Source organism: Nostocoides veronense, from assembly GCF_039531185.1.
Classification (GTDB): domain Bacteria; phylum Actinomycetota; class Actinomycetes; order Actinomycetales; family Dermatophilaceae; genus Nostocoides_A; species Nostocoides_A veronense.
The window spans coordinates 73765-87898 of record NZ_BAAAPO010000037.1 but is presented as its reverse complement, the minus strand read 5'-3'; the positions used below and the strand labels follow the sequence as shown (position 1 = coordinate 87898).

General features: G+C 68.8%; 15 protein-coding genes. 11 read left to right on the top strand and 4 right to left on the bottom strand.

The annotated features are described in order from the left end of the window. The first annotated feature begins 293 nt into the window (after positions 1 to 293). Together ABD225_RS11840 and ABD225_RS11835 are read left to right on the top strand one after the other, a co-directional pair. Entirely contained in the window at positions 294 to 605 is a 312-nt protein-coding gene (locus ABD225_RS11840) for a DUF488 domain-containing protein (RefSeq protein WP_344085386.1), read from the top strand. A 49-nt stretch (positions 606 to 654) separates the two neighbouring features. After that, on the top strand, positions 655 to 2742 hold the full coding sequence (locus ABD225_RS11835) for a GNAT family N-acetyltransferase (RefSeq protein WP_344085383.1): 2088 nt from the start codon (positions 655 to 657) through the stop codon (positions 2740 to 2742). On the opposite strand, the gene ABD225_RS11830 is transcribed toward ABD225_RS11835, so the two are convergent. The 3 genes from ABD225_RS11830 to ABD225_RS11820 all read right to left on the bottom strand — a co-directional run bounded on the left by ABD225_RS11830 (position 2739) and on the right by ABD225_RS11820 (position 4400). Further along, a complete protein-coding gene (locus ABD225_RS11830; RefSeq protein ID WP_344085381.1) occupies positions 2739 to 3305 on the bottom strand; it encodes a dihydrofolate reductase family protein in 567 nt (188 codons plus the stop codon). The genes ABD225_RS11835 and ABD225_RS11830 overlap by 4 nt on opposite strands. Before the next feature lie 10 nt (positions 3306 to 3315). Next, on the bottom strand, positions 3316 to 3882 hold the full coding sequence (locus ABD225_RS11825; protein WP_344085378.1) for a TetR/AcrR family transcriptional regulator: 567 nt from the start codon (positions 3880 to 3882) through the stop codon (positions 3316 to 3318). A 206-nt stretch (positions 3883 to 4088) separates the two neighbouring features. Further along, on the bottom strand, positions 4089 to 4400 hold the full coding sequence (locus ABD225_RS11820; protein ID WP_344085375.1) for a hypothetical protein: 312 nt from the start codon (positions 4398 to 4400) through the stop codon (positions 4089 to 4091). Here ABD225_RS11820 and ABD225_RS18715 point away from each other — a divergent pair. From ABD225_RS18715 to ABD225_RS11805, 3 genes are all read left to right on the top strand, one after another. Continuing rightward, positions 4311 to 4727 carry a GNAT family N-acetyltransferase gene (locus tag ABD225_RS18715; protein WP_425564406.1) on the top strand — a complete coding sequence of 139 codons (417 nt, stop codon included), beginning with the start codon at positions 4311 to 4313 and terminating at the stop codon, positions 4725 to 4727. The two genes, ABD225_RS11820 and ABD225_RS18715, sit on opposite strands and share 90 nt — an antisense overlap. Before the next feature lie 697 nt (positions 4728 to 5424). Further along, positions 5425 to 7386, top strand: coding sequence for a sensor histidine kinase (locus ABD225_RS11810; RefSeq protein WP_344085369.1), 1962 nt, complete (start codon positions 5425 to 5427; stop codon positions 7384 to 7386). Then, the gene (locus ABD225_RS11805) at positions 7374 to 8030 is read left to right on the top strand and encodes a response regulator (RefSeq protein WP_344085366.1); all 657 of its coding nucleotides are present in this window, start codon (positions 7374 to 7376) and stop codon (positions 8028 to 8030) included. Before ABD225_RS11810 ends, ABD225_RS11805 begins: the two co-directional genes overlap by 13 nt. A 423-nt stretch (positions 8031 to 8453) precedes the next feature. Here ABD225_RS11805 and ABD225_RS11800 read toward each other — a convergent pair whose 3' ends face one another. Further along, a complete protein-coding gene (locus ABD225_RS11800; RefSeq protein WP_344085363.1) occupies positions 8454 to 8828 on the bottom strand; it encodes a VOC family protein in 375 nt (124 codons plus the stop codon). Between the two features lie 286 nt (positions 8829 to 9114). Here ABD225_RS11800 and urtA point away from each other — a divergent pair, with 286 nt between their 5' ends. Genes urtA through ABD225_RS11770 form a run of 6 tightly spaced genes read left to right on the top strand, consistent with a single transcriptional unit; the run spans position 9115 to position 14130 of the window. Beyond that, positions 9115 to 10383 (top strand): urea ABC transporter substrate-binding protein, encoded by a 1269-nt coding sequence (gene urtA / locus ABD225_RS11795; RefSeq protein WP_344085360.1) that lies wholly within the window; start codon positions 9115 to 9117, stop codon positions 10381 to 10383. Between the two features lie 3 nt (positions 10384 to 10386). Beyond that, on the top strand, positions 10387 to 11271 hold the full coding sequence (gene urtB / locus ABD225_RS11790; RefSeq protein WP_344085357.1) for an urea ABC transporter permease subunit UrtB: 885 nt from the start codon (positions 10387 to 10389) through the stop codon (positions 11269 to 11271). Continuing rightward, positions 11268 to 12383, top strand: a complete 1116-nt coding sequence (gene urtC / locus ABD225_RS11785) for an urea ABC transporter permease subunit UrtC (protein ID WP_344085354.1) — start codon at positions 11268 to 11270, stop codon at positions 12381 to 12383. The genes urtB and urtC overlap by 4 nt, the downstream gene beginning before the upstream one ends. After that, a complete protein-coding gene (locus ABD225_RS11780) occupies positions 12380 to 13150 on the top strand; it encodes an ATP-binding cassette domain-containing protein (RefSeq protein ID WP_344085351.1) in 771 nt (256 codons plus the stop codon). The genes urtC and ABD225_RS11780 overlap by 4 nt, the downstream gene beginning before the upstream one ends. Beyond that, positions 13143 to 13826 carry an ATP-binding cassette domain-containing protein gene (locus ABD225_RS11775; RefSeq protein WP_344085348.1) on the top strand — a complete coding sequence of 228 codons (684 nt, stop codon included), beginning with the start codon at positions 13143 to 13145 and terminating at the stop codon, positions 13824 to 13826. The genes ABD225_RS11780 and ABD225_RS11775 overlap by 8 nt, the downstream gene beginning before the upstream one ends. Before the next feature lies 1 nt (position 13827). Further along, positions 13828 to 14130: an urease subunit gamma gene (locus tag ABD225_RS11770; RefSeq protein WP_048546298.1), complete on the top strand. Its 303-nt coding sequence runs from the start codon at positions 13828 to 13830 to the stop codon at positions 14128 to 14130. Positions 14131 to 14134 lie beyond the last annotated feature (4 nt).

Genomic DNA, 14134 nt, shown 5'->3' with positions numbered 1-14134 from the left:
GAAGCTCTTCGATTGTCTAAGGTTTGTCAAAGGTAGGTCATCCGACCGCCGGATGGGCCTTTACCAGTCGATGTCTTTCGGACGACAAGGTCCCTTGGCCTACGGTGGAGTTGCGGCCGCCATTCGAGCGGACGACATCCAGCCGATCGGAGGTCACCATGGCCGAACGCAAGACCACCAGCGAGAGCGGCCGAGCGGAAGGCCGTCGAGGCGCTCGTCCGGCGTGCCGTCGGAGGCGGCAAGGGATGAGCCTGATTGTCAACACCTCCGGCGGACTCTGACGGGGGGTCAGCGTGGCCAAGGTTTCTGTGAAGCGGGTGTACGACGATCCCGCGGACTCCGACGGCGCTCGGGTCCTCGTCGACCGCCTCTTGCCACGCGGGGTGAGCAAGGAGCGCGCTCACCTCGATCAGTGGCTCAAGGCGGTCGCGCCGACGACCGAGCAGCGCACGTGGTACTCCCACGACCCAGACCCTCCTCACCGCCAGCAAGGTCGTCGAGCACAGCGAAGCTCAGGTGCTCGCCCAACTCCTGAACTCCGGTCGCTGAACGCGGAGCACGCTGCCCAGCGCGACGAGGGAGTCCTTGTGATGCCTCGGCGCTGACTTCCTCATTCCGTTGCGGAGTTGGCCGGGCGGATGGGATCGTTGCGCGATGGGCTACCCGTTGCACACCGACCGCCTCACGGTCCGCATCATGCGCAGCACAGACATCGAGACCCAGTGCGCCTACCGCAACGATCCCGAGGTCGCGGAACTGCAGGACTGGGAGCTGCCCTACACACCCGAGCGCGCCGCCTGGCTTGCCAGCCAGGATGACCTCGACGACCTTAAGCCGACGGGCTGGACGGAACTCGCCATCGACCTCGACGGCACGCACATCGGTGAGATCCCCGTAGGCCGTGACGAGTCCGGTCAGCAAGCCTCGGTTGGCTTTTCGCTCGCCCGCGCGCACTGGGGCCGCGGCTACGCCCAGGAGGCGGCGCGCGCGGTGGTCGAGGACCTCGTGGAACGGCTCGGTGTCGTCCGGATCACCGGTGAAGCCGACCCCCGCAATATCGCCTCGCAGCGCGCCCTCGAAGCGATCGGCCTGGTCCACGAGCACGAGGGCAAGCAGAGCTACCTCTGGCGGGGCGCGTGGACTGACACGACCTATTACGCCAGCACCGCGGACGACTGGCGTGCTTGGCGTGACCGGCCGACCGGACCGCCGGCCGAGGTCACCATCGAACCCGTCGACAGCCGCAACGTGTGGGACTGGCGTCGCCTCGAAACCCATTGGACGCAAAGACGATTCGTCGCCCCGATGGACATTTCGTATGCCGATGCCCTCCGCCCTGAGATCTGGCTCGGCGGGCGCCTCGTGCCCGTCCTGCGCGGAATCCGCGCCGACGGCGAGCCGGCCGGCTTCTTGATGTATGCCGATCGCTCCCCGACGATGGCCGTTCCCTACCTTTGGCGAATGCTCATCGACCGGCGCTTCCAGGGCCGCGGGATCGGTCGCCGGGCGTTGGCGCTTCTGGCGGAAGAGCTCCTGGCCCAAGGTAACTCGCAGTTGTGGTCCAGTTTCATCGAGGGCGCTGGCGGGCCGCGCGCCTTCTATCTTGGCCTCGGCGCACGCCTCACGGGCGAGATCATCGATGACGAGACAGCCTTCGAGTTCGACCTCGCCGACCTCGCGTCCTGCGGCTCGGGCGTTACGGCCGCCGCGACGCCACCACACGCAGTTTCCGCGTCAACGCACGGCCTCGCCAACACCATCGACGAGGCCGCCGAACGCACCGGCTTCTCCGGGGTGGTGCGGGTGGACCAGGCCGGGGAGCGGGTGGTGGACACGGCATACGGCCTGGCGGACCGGGCCCACTCGATCCGCAACACCACAGAGACTCGCTTCGGAATCGCCAGTGGGACAAAGACATTCACCGCCGTGACCGTTCTGCGTTTGATCGAGCGCGGGTTCCTGGCGCTGGACACTTCGGCTCGCTCGCTGCTCCGCGGCGACCTGCCGCTCATCGACGACGCCGTCTCGATCGGGCACTTGCTTGCGCATCGCTCCGGCATCGGTGACTACCTCGACGAGTCGGCGATCGACGACATGACCAGCTATGTCATGACCGTCCCGGTGCATCGCCTTGCCACGACCGAGGACTACCTCCCGGCCCTCGACGGAAACCCAACCCAGTTCGCCCCCGGGGAGCGTTGCACCTACAACAACGCCGGCTATGTCGTCCTCGCGCTGCTGGCCGAGCGCGCGTCCGGCCGCGCCTTCCCCGACCTGATCGAGGAAGAGGTATGCCGACCAGCCGGCCTCACGGCGACCGCATTTGAGCGGATGGACCAACTCCCCGGCTCCGCGGCCATTGGCTACCTAGAGCGCGACAGCCTGCGCACCAACGCCCTACACTTGCCCGTTCACGGCAGCGGTGATGGCGGGATCTATTCCACGACAGCCGATTTGGCGCGCTTCTGGGACGAACTGACGGCCGGCAACATCCTCGGGCCCGGCCTCCTGGCCGAGGCGCTGCGCCCGCACAGCGACTCGCCCGAGGAGTCGAGGCGGTACGGCCTGGGCTTCCATCGGCATACGTCCAGCGAGCGAGTCTGGATGGAGGGTTATGACGCGGGCGTCTCCATGACCAGCCTGCACGACCCGGCTACCCAGACCACGATCACGGTCCTCGGCAACTGGACCGATGCGGCCTGGCCGATGGTTCGACTGCTCACCGACTGGCTCGACGCCTAGCCATCGACGGTTGAGCGATAGCGCAGAACCACTGCGCCCGAGCGGAATTCGCGCCGGTCGAGCAGCTCCAAGTGCAGGCGTTCGCGCAGCCCGGCCAGCAAGTGCGGCCCATGGCCGGCGAGCACCGGCTGCACGACAAACTCGTATTCGTCGATCAATCCCAGGTCGCCCAGCGCCACCGGAAGGGTCACGCCGCCCACCCACAGGGGGCCGCCCGGCTCGGCCTTGAGTCGCCGGATCGCTGACCCAACATCTCCCGTCAGCAGTTCGGCGTTCCAGTCGACGGCATCGAGGGTGCTCGACACGACATACTTCCGAGCCGTGTCGATGGCCTCGGCGAACGGGAGGTCTTGGGCGGTCATCCAGTCGGGCCACTCCCCACTGGCCGGCCGCCGCCACGCCGACTCCATCATCGAGTAGGTCACGCGACCGAGGATCAGAGCGTCGACCTGCGTCATCTGGTCTGTCCAGTAGCGCATCGACTCCTCATCGGGCGCGAGCCCGGCCTCGTGGTGCACGCAACCGTCCAGCGTGACATTGATCGAGTAGCGCAGGGGTCGCATGCGTGCCTCCTCAGGTGCTCTGGGACAAGGGCGTCGTGGCCAGTATGTGCGCTTCTTGTGGCGCCACGCCCAACAAGCACAGCACCCGCTCGGTTACGGTGTCTGTCGCCGAGATGCCGTCGATGGTGCGGTCGTGGCTGAGCAGTCGGATCAGGCCGAGCAGGGCGCCGCCCGCGCTAGCCAGCAGCAGTTCGGGATCGACCTCGACAAACCGGCCGGTCTCGACCCCCCGACGCAGATCCGCCAGCCCCAGCGGACGCAGGCCACGATGGACGACCAGCGCTTCGGTGCCGATGGTGTCCAACGGAGCCAGCAGTTCGGGGGAACTGACCGCCAGCCGCCCGCAGAGTCGAAAGCTGCGAGCGAAGCGCTCCGCCGGGTCCTCGATGCCGGCAGCGGCGGCCGTCAGGAGGGTTCCGAAGTTCTCCAGCGTGGCCAGCACCGCCTCGCGGAAGAGGTCCTCCCGGCTCGCGAAATGGTTGTGGAACGACCCGAACCCGACCCCCGCGCGGGTCGTGATCTCCTCGATCGTCGCGTGCGTGCGCCCCTCGCCGAGCAGGGCGGAGGCCGCCTCCACCAGGGCATCGTGAGTGCGCTGCCGACGCTTGGCCAAGGTCGGGACCGGGCAAGTGTCGAGCGCACGGTGGCGTGAAAGGTCCGCACGGCATCCGCCAGATCCCCGAAGGGATCGCTCTGGTCGAGGTCCTTGCTGGAGCGGCCGTAGCCCGGCAGGTCGGGGATGACGAGGGTGAAGTGCTCGGCGAGCGGCGCGATATTGCGCGTTCAGTTGGCGACGCCACTGGCGCCCGGGCCGCCGCCGTGGAGGAGAACGAGGGCCGGACCAGAGCCCGTGGTGGCGACGAAGAGTTCGCGCGATCCGACCCGGATCACAACTGCCCACTGTCTCGAACGACACGTGCTCGCCCCAACGAGCTCGCTCTGTTTGGCACCGCTCGGTGAGCGCGGCGCTGCGGCGTCCTCGGCGAGGACGACGACAGCTGCTGGCTGGGCGGCGTCATCATCGACGCGACCCACCAGGGCCGCGGCCGGGGCCGGGCGGCGGTGCTCGCCGCCCTCGACCGGTTGTCGGACCACGGGTCGACGGCCGGTTTCGCCCTGTTCTACGAGGACGAGAACACCGCCGCGGCACGGCTGTACGGTTCGCTGGGGTTCGCCCCGACCGGCGAGAGGGTGGACGACGAGGTCGTGACCCGCCGTCCCCCTCAGGTCTGGGCGCCTGACCGCCGGGCGGTCACCGCGGGACGGGCGGCAGGTCCCACTCGTCGTCCGGGGTCCGCAGGACGGCGCGGGCGACGAGGGCGTAGCCGAGGGTCGTGGCGCCCCAGCCGAGGACGACGTCGAGCATCCGGCTGGGGACGACGACGGCCGAGACCACGTGAACCGGTTGGGCCACGGCGATGACGAGCCCGACCCACAGCGGCACGATGCGCGCCCGGACGACGGCGATGGCGACGAGCACCATCCCGACGAGGTGTCCGAGGACGAACGACAGTGCGCCGGCGAGCATGACCGGGGTGTCCATGAGGAGCTGCGCGGTCCCGGCCACGGATGCTTCGCCGTCACCGCGCCCGAGGAGCGCGGTGACGAGGATATCCGGTGCGCTGACGGCGCTGCCGAGGGCGTAGGCGCCGAACAGGACCGCGGCGCCCCAGGTCGCGATGACCGGTGCGCGGCGGCGGGCGACGTAGCCCATGGCCAAGGCGCTGAGCAACAGGAACGGGGTGACGACGAACGAGAGCCAGTTCATCGCCGCACCCCGGCCGGGGTGGGCCGCGAAGCCGGCGACCATCTGGGCGGGGGCATCGTCGGTCCAGTAGGGCATGACGAGCCGGATGACGGTGACGCCGAGCGGGCCGGCGATGAGGGCGAGGGCGGCGACCCGGCGCCAGGTGCGGCGCAGGTCGCGGGTGTCGCGAGCGTCGGTCGTCGCGCTCTGCGTGAGGTGGTCGGTGGTGGTCACGATCGTGCTCCTGACGGTGTGCGGATGAGGACTCCACCGTCACCGTCGGGCCGGGGTGGGCGCGTCGGGGCAGGTACGCGACCTGGTGTCGGTACCAGCACGGATGACACGGCGCGGACCGCCGCCCTAGCCTGAGCCATGCCTTGGGCGAGACGGACGACCTTCCTGCTGTGGGGGGTCTCCGTCGCGCTCCTCGCCCTGACGGTGGTCGCGGTGCGCGACCTCGCCGAGCCGGCCGGGACCTGGATCGTCGGCGGCACCGTCCTGGCCTCCCTCGTCCCCTTCGCCGCGGGCTGGCTGGCGACCCGGCACGACCCGGCCAACTGGGTGGGCACGTGGCTGACGGCCGCGGGGACGAACATCCTGCTCCAGATGGCGCACGGCAACTGGGCCGACGCGTTGGCCGCGGCACCCAGCGACCTCCCGGCGAGCGCCGTCCTGCTCAACCTGACCCAGGGCGTCTGGATGGGTTGGTTCGTCCCCTTCGCGATGGTGCTGCTGCTCTTCCCCGACGGTCGCCCGGCCGACCGGCGAGCTCGCCGGACGGTCTTCGCGCTGCTCGGGTCGGTCGTCGCGTTCAACCTCCTGCTCGCCGTCGCCCCGGGGCCGCTCATGCCCCCGCTTCAGGACTGGCCCCGCCCGTTCGGGGAGCACTGGGTCGGGAACGGCTCGATCCCGGCCCTGCTCGTGTTCTACGGCTCCCTCGTCATGGCCGCCCTCGCGACGAGGCGCCGCTACCGCGCCGCGACCGACGAGGTCGCCCGGGCCCGCCTGCGCTGGATGTTCCTGACCTGTCTCACCGTCCCCGCGACGATCCTGTTGTGCTGGGCGGGCTACCTGCTCACCGGCACCCCCGTGGTGGCCCTCGGCGGCCTCATCGCGATGAACGTGGCCATCCCGGCCGCGACGCTCGTCGCGATGCTCCGGCACGAGCTGTACGACGTCGACCGGGCCGTCGTCGCCGCGACCGTCTACCCCCTCCTCGCCTTCGGGGTCGTCGCCGCGCACGCCGGCCTGTCCGCCGCCCTGGCCCTGGCCCTCGGAGCCGCGTCCACCGTCCCCGCGGTGCTGGCCACCGTGGTCGTCGTCGTCCTGCTGCTCCCCGCTCGCGCCCTGCTCCTGCGCGTCCTGGGCGCCCGCCTCCACCCCCGCCGGGCCCGCGGGGTCGACGCCCTGCGGGCGCTCGTCAGCGAGGTGCACGCGGGCACGGCACAACCGGAGCGGCTCGAGCCCGTGCTGCAGGAGGCGCTGCGTGATCCCGGGTTGCGCGTCGGGTACCGGCAACCCGGCCACCCGACGCCGGTGGGCGTCGACGGGCTCCCGGTGCTGGGCGACGGTACGCCGATCCGGCTCTCCGGCAGCGACATCGGCGTCATCGTCGCCGGACCGGGGCACTCCCGGGTCCCGGCCGACGTCGCGCGCGAGGCCGCGTTGCTCGCGGAGTCGGTCCGCCTGCGCGGCGAGCTGTCGCAGGCCCTCGTCGAGGTCGACGCGAGCCGCGAGCGCCTCCTGCGGGCCGGGTACGAGGAGCGGCGCCGGCTCGAGATGGACCTGCACGACGGGGCCCAACAACGGCTCGTGTCCCTGGGGATGCGGCTGCGCGTCGCCCAGCACCAGGTCGCCGCGGGTGGGACCGTCGCCATCGACCCGCTCGTCGACGACGCCGTGGAGGAGCTCGCGCTCGCCGTCCGCGAGCTGCGCGAGATCGCCCACGGCCTGCGGCCCAGCTGCCTCGACGACGGGCTCGGCCCCGCCCTCGAGAGCCTCAGCCGGTCCAGCGCGCTGCCGCTGCACGTGTCGTACAGCGGCGGCGACCTCCCCGACCACGTCAGCGTCACCGCTTACTACGTCGCCAGCGAGGGCGTCACCAACGCCGTCAAGCACTCCGGCGCCCGGCGCGTCGCCCTCGATGTGTGGCGCACCGACAACGGGCTCCACGTCGCCGTGCACGACGACGGTGCCGGCGGAGCCCGGATCGCGGGAGGGACGGGGCTGGCCATGCTGCATGACCGTGTCCGCGCCCTCGGCGGACGTCTCAGCGTCACCGACCGCCAGCCCGCGGGCACCTCCCTCGTCGCGGTGATCCCGTGCGGATCGTGATCGGCGAGGACTCGGCCCTCTTCCGGGCCGGGCTGCGGTCCCTGCTCACCGAGGTCGGGCACGACGTCGTCGCCGACACCCCCGACGCACCGTCGACGCTGGCGGCTGTCCTCGAGCACCGTCCGGACATCGCCGTCCTCGACATCCGGATGCCACCGGACCACGCCGACGACGGCGCCCGGCTCGCGGCGCACATCCGCACCGAGCTCCCGGACACCGGCGTCCTGCTCCTGTCCCAGCACGTCGAGTCACGCCTGTCCGTCGACCTCGTCGCCGCAGGCCACTTCGGCTACCTCCTCAAGGACCGCGTGCTCGACGTCGGCGACTTCACGGCCGCCCTCGAACGGGTCGCCACGGGTGGGTCCGCCCTCGACCCCGAGGTGGTCGCCCGCCTCATGGTCGGCGGCAGCACAGCCCTCACCCCCTTGACGACCCGCGAGCGTGAGGTCCTCGCCCTCATGGCCGAGGGCCTGACCAACTCCGGCATCGCCGCACGCCTCGTCCTCACCGACCGCACCGTAGAGACCCACGTCAGCCGCATCCTCCACAAGCTCGGCCTCGGCGAGACCACCACCAACGAGCACCGCCGCGTCCTCGCCGTCCTGCGCTACCTCGAGTCCCACCGAAACCTTGCCAACAACTGAGTCCAGCGCACACCGCTGGCCCCTCGACTCGACGTGGGTAGGGGGAACGCGGCGGCGTTGTCCAACGGTGCGGCGGCGTCGCCACCGCTGATCGCGGACGCATGACACGCCGGACCCCAGTGCAAAGGGGAAGGGTTGGCTCGTGCGGCCGCCGAAGGCAGTGGTGACCGGACCCGAAACAATGGGCGAAGCCGCGGACAGGGTCGTGAGCCAGCCGACGCACGGACCGCAGGACTGTGGACATCGATGACGACGTCTCCCGACAGACGCAGCGCTCTTTGTCGGATGGCCCCCGAAAGGCCTCCCGGGCAAAGGTCAGGTGCGCGATCCCGGCGAAGAGCAGGAAGCCGCCCAGCGCCATACGCCCGAGTCCTCGGCCTCCTCCGGTGCCCACCCGAGCAGGTCGTATGCCGCCCGAGCCGGTCAGCCCTCTGCCCCGGAGTCGGTCGTGCCCTCATACAGACCGATCGTGTTGCCGTCCGGGTCGGTGAAGATGGCCCACCAACTGGTGTCGCTGATCGGGGACTTCTCTATCGCCACCGTGCCGCCGTGGGCCTTGACCAGGCGGAGTGTGTCGTCGATCGAGTCGACCTCGACATAGGACCGGGGCTGGGTGAAGCCGTCGCTGCGAGGCGCCAGCCCGCCGCCGCTGATTTTGTTCGGCGCCTGCCACATCGGGTAGTCCTCGAACCCCGGCGGCGCCGCGATCTGCCAACCGAACAGGGTCGAATAGAACGCCTTGGCCCGTTCCTGGTCGGCGACCGGAATGTCGATGTGGGTGATATCTCCGTGCGGCATGCCAGCCCCTTTGTTCGTGACGGTGATGCTCTCGAGGCTAGCCGCTAGGGCGTAGCGCGACGGTGGGGAACTTTGCTGTCGCGGGGGCAACAGCAAAGTTCCCCAAGGCGGCCGCGCATCGGCGATGGAGAGAAACAATCACCGTCGCCACCCGAAACACCGGCGAAACAGGCCGCCCCAAGAATCCCGTCCATTCGGGAGCATCCCGCAGATCGGGATGCCGAGGCAGCGTGGCCTCGCGACCGAATCTCCTCGCCCCTGGCATGAATTCGAAGGGATTTGCCTCGTGACGCAATTCATCACCCGCCGCACTCTGGCCGCCAGCGCCGTCCTCGCGATGGCTCTCGCCACCGCCGCGTGCGGCGCCAAGACCGACGGCACCAGCACCGGTGGAACCTCGGCAGCCGGCGCGACCTCCTGTGTCGACACGTCCGGCGACAGCATCAAGATCGGCTTCCTCAACTCGCTGTCCGGCACGATGGCCATCAGCGAAACAACAGTTTTCACGTCGCTAACCATGGCGGCCAACGAGATCAACGCCGCCGGCGGGGTCCTCGGCAAGAAGCTCTCGATCGTCTCCGAGGACGGTGCCTCCGAGCCCTCCGTCTTTGCCGAGAAGGCCACCAAGCTCATCCAGAAGGACTGTGTCGCAGCGGTTTTCGGGGGCTGGACGTCGAGCTCTCGCAAGGCGATGCTGCCGGTCTTCGAAGGCAACAACGCCTTGCTGTTCTATCCCGTGCAATACGAGGGCCTTGAGGCATCCAAGAACATCTTCTACACCGGCGCCACGACCAACCAGCAGATCGTTCCCGCCCTGGAGTGGCTCAAGAACGAGAAGAAGATCACCTCGATCTTCCTCGTCGGCTCGGACTACGTCTTCCCGCGCACCGCCAACGCGATCATCAAGCAGTATGCCGCCGCCAACGGCATCAAGGTGCTCGGAGAGGAATACCAACCGCTCGGCTCGACCAACTTCGGGTCCGTCGTCGACAAGGTCAAGGCAGCCGGCGCGGACGCCGTCTTCAACACTCTCAATGGCGACTCCAATGTCGCCTTCTTCAAGGAATACAAGGGCAAGGGCCTGACCGCCGACTCGATGCCGGTCGTCTCGGTCTCGATCGCCGAGGAGGAGGTGCCGGGCGTCGGCGTCGACAACCTCGTCGGGCAGTACACCGCGTGGAACTACTACGAGACCATCGACACCCCCGTGAACAAGAAGTTCGTCGCGGACTTCAAGAAGGCCAATGGCGCGAAGGCCGTGACCTCGGACCCGATGGAAGCGGCATACACCAGCCTCTATCTGTGGAAGGGCATGGTCGAGAAGGCGAAGTCCTTCAAGGTCGCCGACGTCCAGGCCGCCGCCGGCGGTGTCAGCTTCGACGCACCCGAGGGCAAGGTCACCGTCAACGGCGAGAACCACCACATCGCCAAGACCGCCCTCATCGGCCAGATCCACGACGACGGCCTGATCTACACGGTGTGGTCGTCGAAGGGTCCCATCGAACCCGATCCCTTCCTCAAGGGCTACCCGTGGTGGAAGGGCGCGACCGGCTGAGCTATGGAAACCGTTGTCGCCCAAGTCTTTACGGGTCTCTCCTCGGCATCGGTCCTGCTCCTCGTCGCGATCGGCCTCACCTTGACCTTCGGTCAGATGGGCGTGATCAATATGGCGCACGGGGAGTTCCTGATGGCCGGTTCCTACACCGCTTTTGTCACCGCCTCAATCCTGCGGGGCAGTGCGCTCAGCCTTCCCGTTGCGCTGGTCGTCGGCTTCCTGATCGGCGGACTCCTGGGCATCGCCTTGGAGGCCACCATCCTGCGCTGGATGTATGACCGTCCCCTGGACACTCTCCTCGTCACCTTCGGTGTCGGCCTGATCCTGCAACAGCTGGCCAGGGATATCTTCGGCGCGCCGGCGAAGGAGGTGTCGACGCCAACCTGGTTGTCGGGGACCGTGCCGATCTTGGGCTACGGCTTTCCGGTGACACGGCTGTTCATCATCGCGCTGTCCGCGCTCTGCGTGGCCGGCTTGTTCGCGATGCTTCGACTGACCGATCTGGGTCGCCGCATTCGCGCCACTGTCGCCAACCGCGACCTCGCGGAGTCCCTCGGGATCTCGACGCGGCGCACCGACCGGACCACCTTCTTCATCGGCTCCGGTCTCGCCGGGGTCGCGGGGGTCGCCTTGACCCTGCTCGGATCGACGGGTCCCACGGTGGGCACCTCCTACATCGTGGAGGCCTTCCTCGTGGTCGTCGTCGGCGGCATCGGGCAACTCAAAGGAACGATCCTCGCGGCCCTGGGCATCGGCATCGGTCGCAGCTTCCTGGAGTCCTGGACTTCGGGGTCCATGGCGCAGGTCCTCATGCTGCTGACGATCGTCGCCTTCTTGCAGATTCGCCCCCAGGGCATCTTCACCACGACGACTAGGAGCCTGGCATGACTTCTCCGAGAACGTCTTTCGCAGAACCGACGCGGTTCGCCAAGGCCGGCCCGTGGATCGGCCTGGCAGTGCTGGCCGTTGCCCTGCTGGTCATCGCGCCGCTCGCGCTCTCGCCATTCCGGCTCGGCTTGTTGGCGAAGTACCTCTGTTATGCGATCGCCGCGGTCGGCATCGGCCTGGCCTGGGGGCGAGGCGGCATGCTCGTCCTGGGCCAGGGCATGTACTTCGGCCTTGGCGGTTATGCGATGGCCATGCACCTCAAGCTCGCCGACGCCGGCCCGAACGGCATACCCGACTTCATGCTGCTGTATGCCGATGGGCACATGCCGCTTTGGTGGGAACCCTTCCGGTCGCCCCTCGTGACGCTGGCGGCCATCGTGCTGGTGCCGGGCCTGCTCGCCACGATCCTGGGCCTGGCCATCTTCAAGCGTCGGATCAAGGGGGCCTACTTCGCGATCCTTTCGCAGGCCCTCACGGCGGCGTTCGCGCTGCTGCTCATCGGGCAGGTCAAGACCACGGGGGGCTTTAACGGCCTGAACAATTTCCGCGGCTTCTTCGGCTACTCGCTCTATGACCCGGCGAACAAGCAGATGCTCTATCTCATCGCGGCGGGTGTGCTCCTGCTCAGCCTGGCGCTCGTTGCGCACCTGCAGCGCTCGCGCTTCGGTGAGTTGCTCATCGCCACCCGCGATGCCGAGGAGCGCGTCCGGTTCCTCGGGCAAGACCCGGCATTCCCCAAGCTCCTGGCGTATGTCGTCGCGGCCGTCCTCGCGGCCGTCGGCGGTGCCCTCTACGTCCCGATCGTCGGCATCATCTCGCCGGACGATGTCGGCGTTGTCGCCTCGATCGGCCTCATCGCCGGGGTCGCGCTCGGCGGGCGCGCCTCGCTCTTCGGGCCGGCCCTCGGGGCTATCGCGGTTGGGTATGCCGAGTCCACCCTCTCCGAACGCTTCGCCGGCTCGTGGACGTACTTCCAGGGTGCGCTCTTCGTTGTTGTCCTGCTTCTCCTGCCCGGTGGCCTGTCCAGCGTCCTCGCTAAGGCGCGCGAGGCGGTGGGTGGCCGGCGCTTGCGCCGCGTCCACGCCGAGGCAGGGGAGGTGGCGGCGATATGACGGCCGAGCCGATGCGCACGGACGACTACTTGGAGGTGCGCGACCTTCGGGTCTCCTTCGGGGACTTTGTCGCCGTGGACGGCGTCGTCCTGACCTTGTTGCAGGGGCAGGTGCACTTTCTCGTCGGCCCGAATGGGGCCGGCAAGACCACGGTCATCGATGCGCTTACCGGACTCGCTCGCGGTCAAGGCGTCGCGACCTTCGACGGCGAGGACCTCCTGGGTCGTTCGTCGCACGCGATCGCGCGGCTCGGGGTTGGTCGCACCTTCCAGACCGCCACGGTCTTCAACGACCTGACCGTTCTACAGAATCTCGACATCGCCGGGCTGCGGCACCGTCGCCGGCGGTCGTTGTGGCGGGCCCGGAACGGCATACCGGATGCCGTCGCCGAGGCGGCGGAGGCCGTCGGGCTGAGCCATCTGCTGGATCGACCCGCCGGAGTGCTGAGCCACGGTCAGAAGCAGTGGCTGGAGATCGGGATGCTGCTGGTCCAGGATGCCCGCGTCCTCTTGCTCGACGAACCGGTCGCCGGCATGAGCGCGCAGGAGCGGGACGCGACCGGCGAATTGCTGCACCGGATCGGTCGCGAGCGCACGATCGTCGTCGTGGAGCACGACATGGAATTCGTGCGGCGCTATGCCGATGTGGTCACGGTCCTGCATGCCGGCCGGGTACTCGCGTCCGGCTCGATGGAGCAGATCCGCGCCAATCCCGAGGTGCAACGCGTCTATCTGGGCGACCACGCCGAAGGAGTCTCGAATGCTTGAACTACGCTCTGTGACAGCGGGATACGGCCGAACGCGGGTCCTTCACGATGTCTCGATCACGGTGCCCACCGGCCGCGCGGTTGCGGTCATGGGTCTCAACGGGGCGGGTAAGACCACCCTCTTGCGGGTGGCGATGGGGCTGCTGCCCATAACGTCTGGCTCGATCGTGATCGATGGCGAGGATGTCACCGGAACCCGGCCCAGCGAGCGGGTCCGGCGCGGCCTCGGATATGTCCCGCAAGGGCAGCTGAGCTTCCCCACCATGACCACCCGCGAGAACTTGCAGCTCGTCGCGCCCAAAAACGCGGCGGCGATCGATCAGATCCTCGATCTCTTCCCGGCACTGCGTGCCGTCCTCGACCGGCGCGCCGGGCTGCTTTCGGGCGGGCAGCGACAGCAACTCGCCATCGGCCGCGCCCTGCTGACCAAACCCAAGCTGCTCATCCTCGACGAGCCAACAGAGGGCATCGCGCCCAATGTGGTCGCCGAGATCGAGCGGACCATTCTCGAGTTGAACTCGACCGGGGAGCTCGGGGTGTTGCTCGTCGAGCAACATGTCGGGTTCGCCCTGCGCGCGGCGGAGCACTTCTACGTTCTGGAGTCGGGCCGGATCACGGGCAGCGGTGAGGGCGGCAACGACGCCGGGTCGAGGGTGCGCTCGATGATGGCGGTCTGAGATGCATCTGACACCCGGCGACGTCGAGAAATTGTTGCTGGCCACCGCGGGGATGGTGGCGCGCGACCGGTTGGCCCGGGGCGTGCTGCTCAACTATCCCGAATCCGTGGCGCTGCTGAGCACCTGGGTCATCGAACGCGCTCGCGAGGGCGCCTCCGTGGCGGAGTTGATGGACGCCGGCCGGCAGGTGCTCACCGCCGAGCAGGTGATGGCGGACGTTCCGGCGATGCTCCTCGACGTTCAGGTCGAAGCGACCTTCCCGGACGGGCGCAAGCTCGTCACTCTCCACCAGCCGATCACCTGAGGAT

What these genes read in the sequence shown, in the direction of transcription:
- ABD225_RS11775 (WP_344085348.1), top strand. Translation starts at nt 13,143, where the DNA reads ATGCTTGAACTACGCTCTGTGACAGCGGGATACGGCCGAACGCGGGTC.
- ABD225_RS11830 (WP_344085381.1), bottom strand. Translation starts at nt 3,305, where the DNA reads ATGCGACCCCTGCGCTACTCGATCAATGTCACGCTGGACGGTTGCGTG.
- ABD225_RS11770 (WP_048546298.1), top strand. Translation starts at nt 13,828, where the DNA reads ATGCATCTGACACCCGGCGACGTCGAGAAATTGTTGCTGGCCACCGCG.
- ABD225_RS11810 (WP_344085369.1), top strand. Translation starts at nt 5,425, where the DNA reads ATGCCTTGGGCGAGACGGACGACCTTCCTGCTGTGGGGGGTCTCCGTC.
- urtC (WP_344085354.1), top strand. Translation starts at nt 11,268, where the DNA reads ATGACTTCTCCGAGAACGTCTTTCGCAGAACCGACGCGGTTCGCCAAG.
- ABD225_RS11780 (WP_344085351.1), top strand. Translation starts at nt 12,380, where the DNA reads ATGACGGCCGAGCCGATGCGCACGGACGACTACTTGGAGGTGCGCGAC.
- ABD225_RS11835 (WP_344085383.1), top strand. Translation starts at nt 655, where the DNA reads ATGGGCTACCCGTTGCACACCGACCGCCTCACGGTCCGCATCATGCGC.
- urtB (WP_344085357.1), top strand. Translation starts at nt 10,387, where the DNA reads ATGGAAACCGTTGTCGCCCAAGTCTTTACGGGTCTCTCCTCGGCATCG.
- ABD225_RS11800 (WP_344085363.1), bottom strand. Translation starts at nt 8,828, where the DNA reads ATGCCGCACGGAGATATCACCCACATCGACATTCCGGTCGCCGACCAG.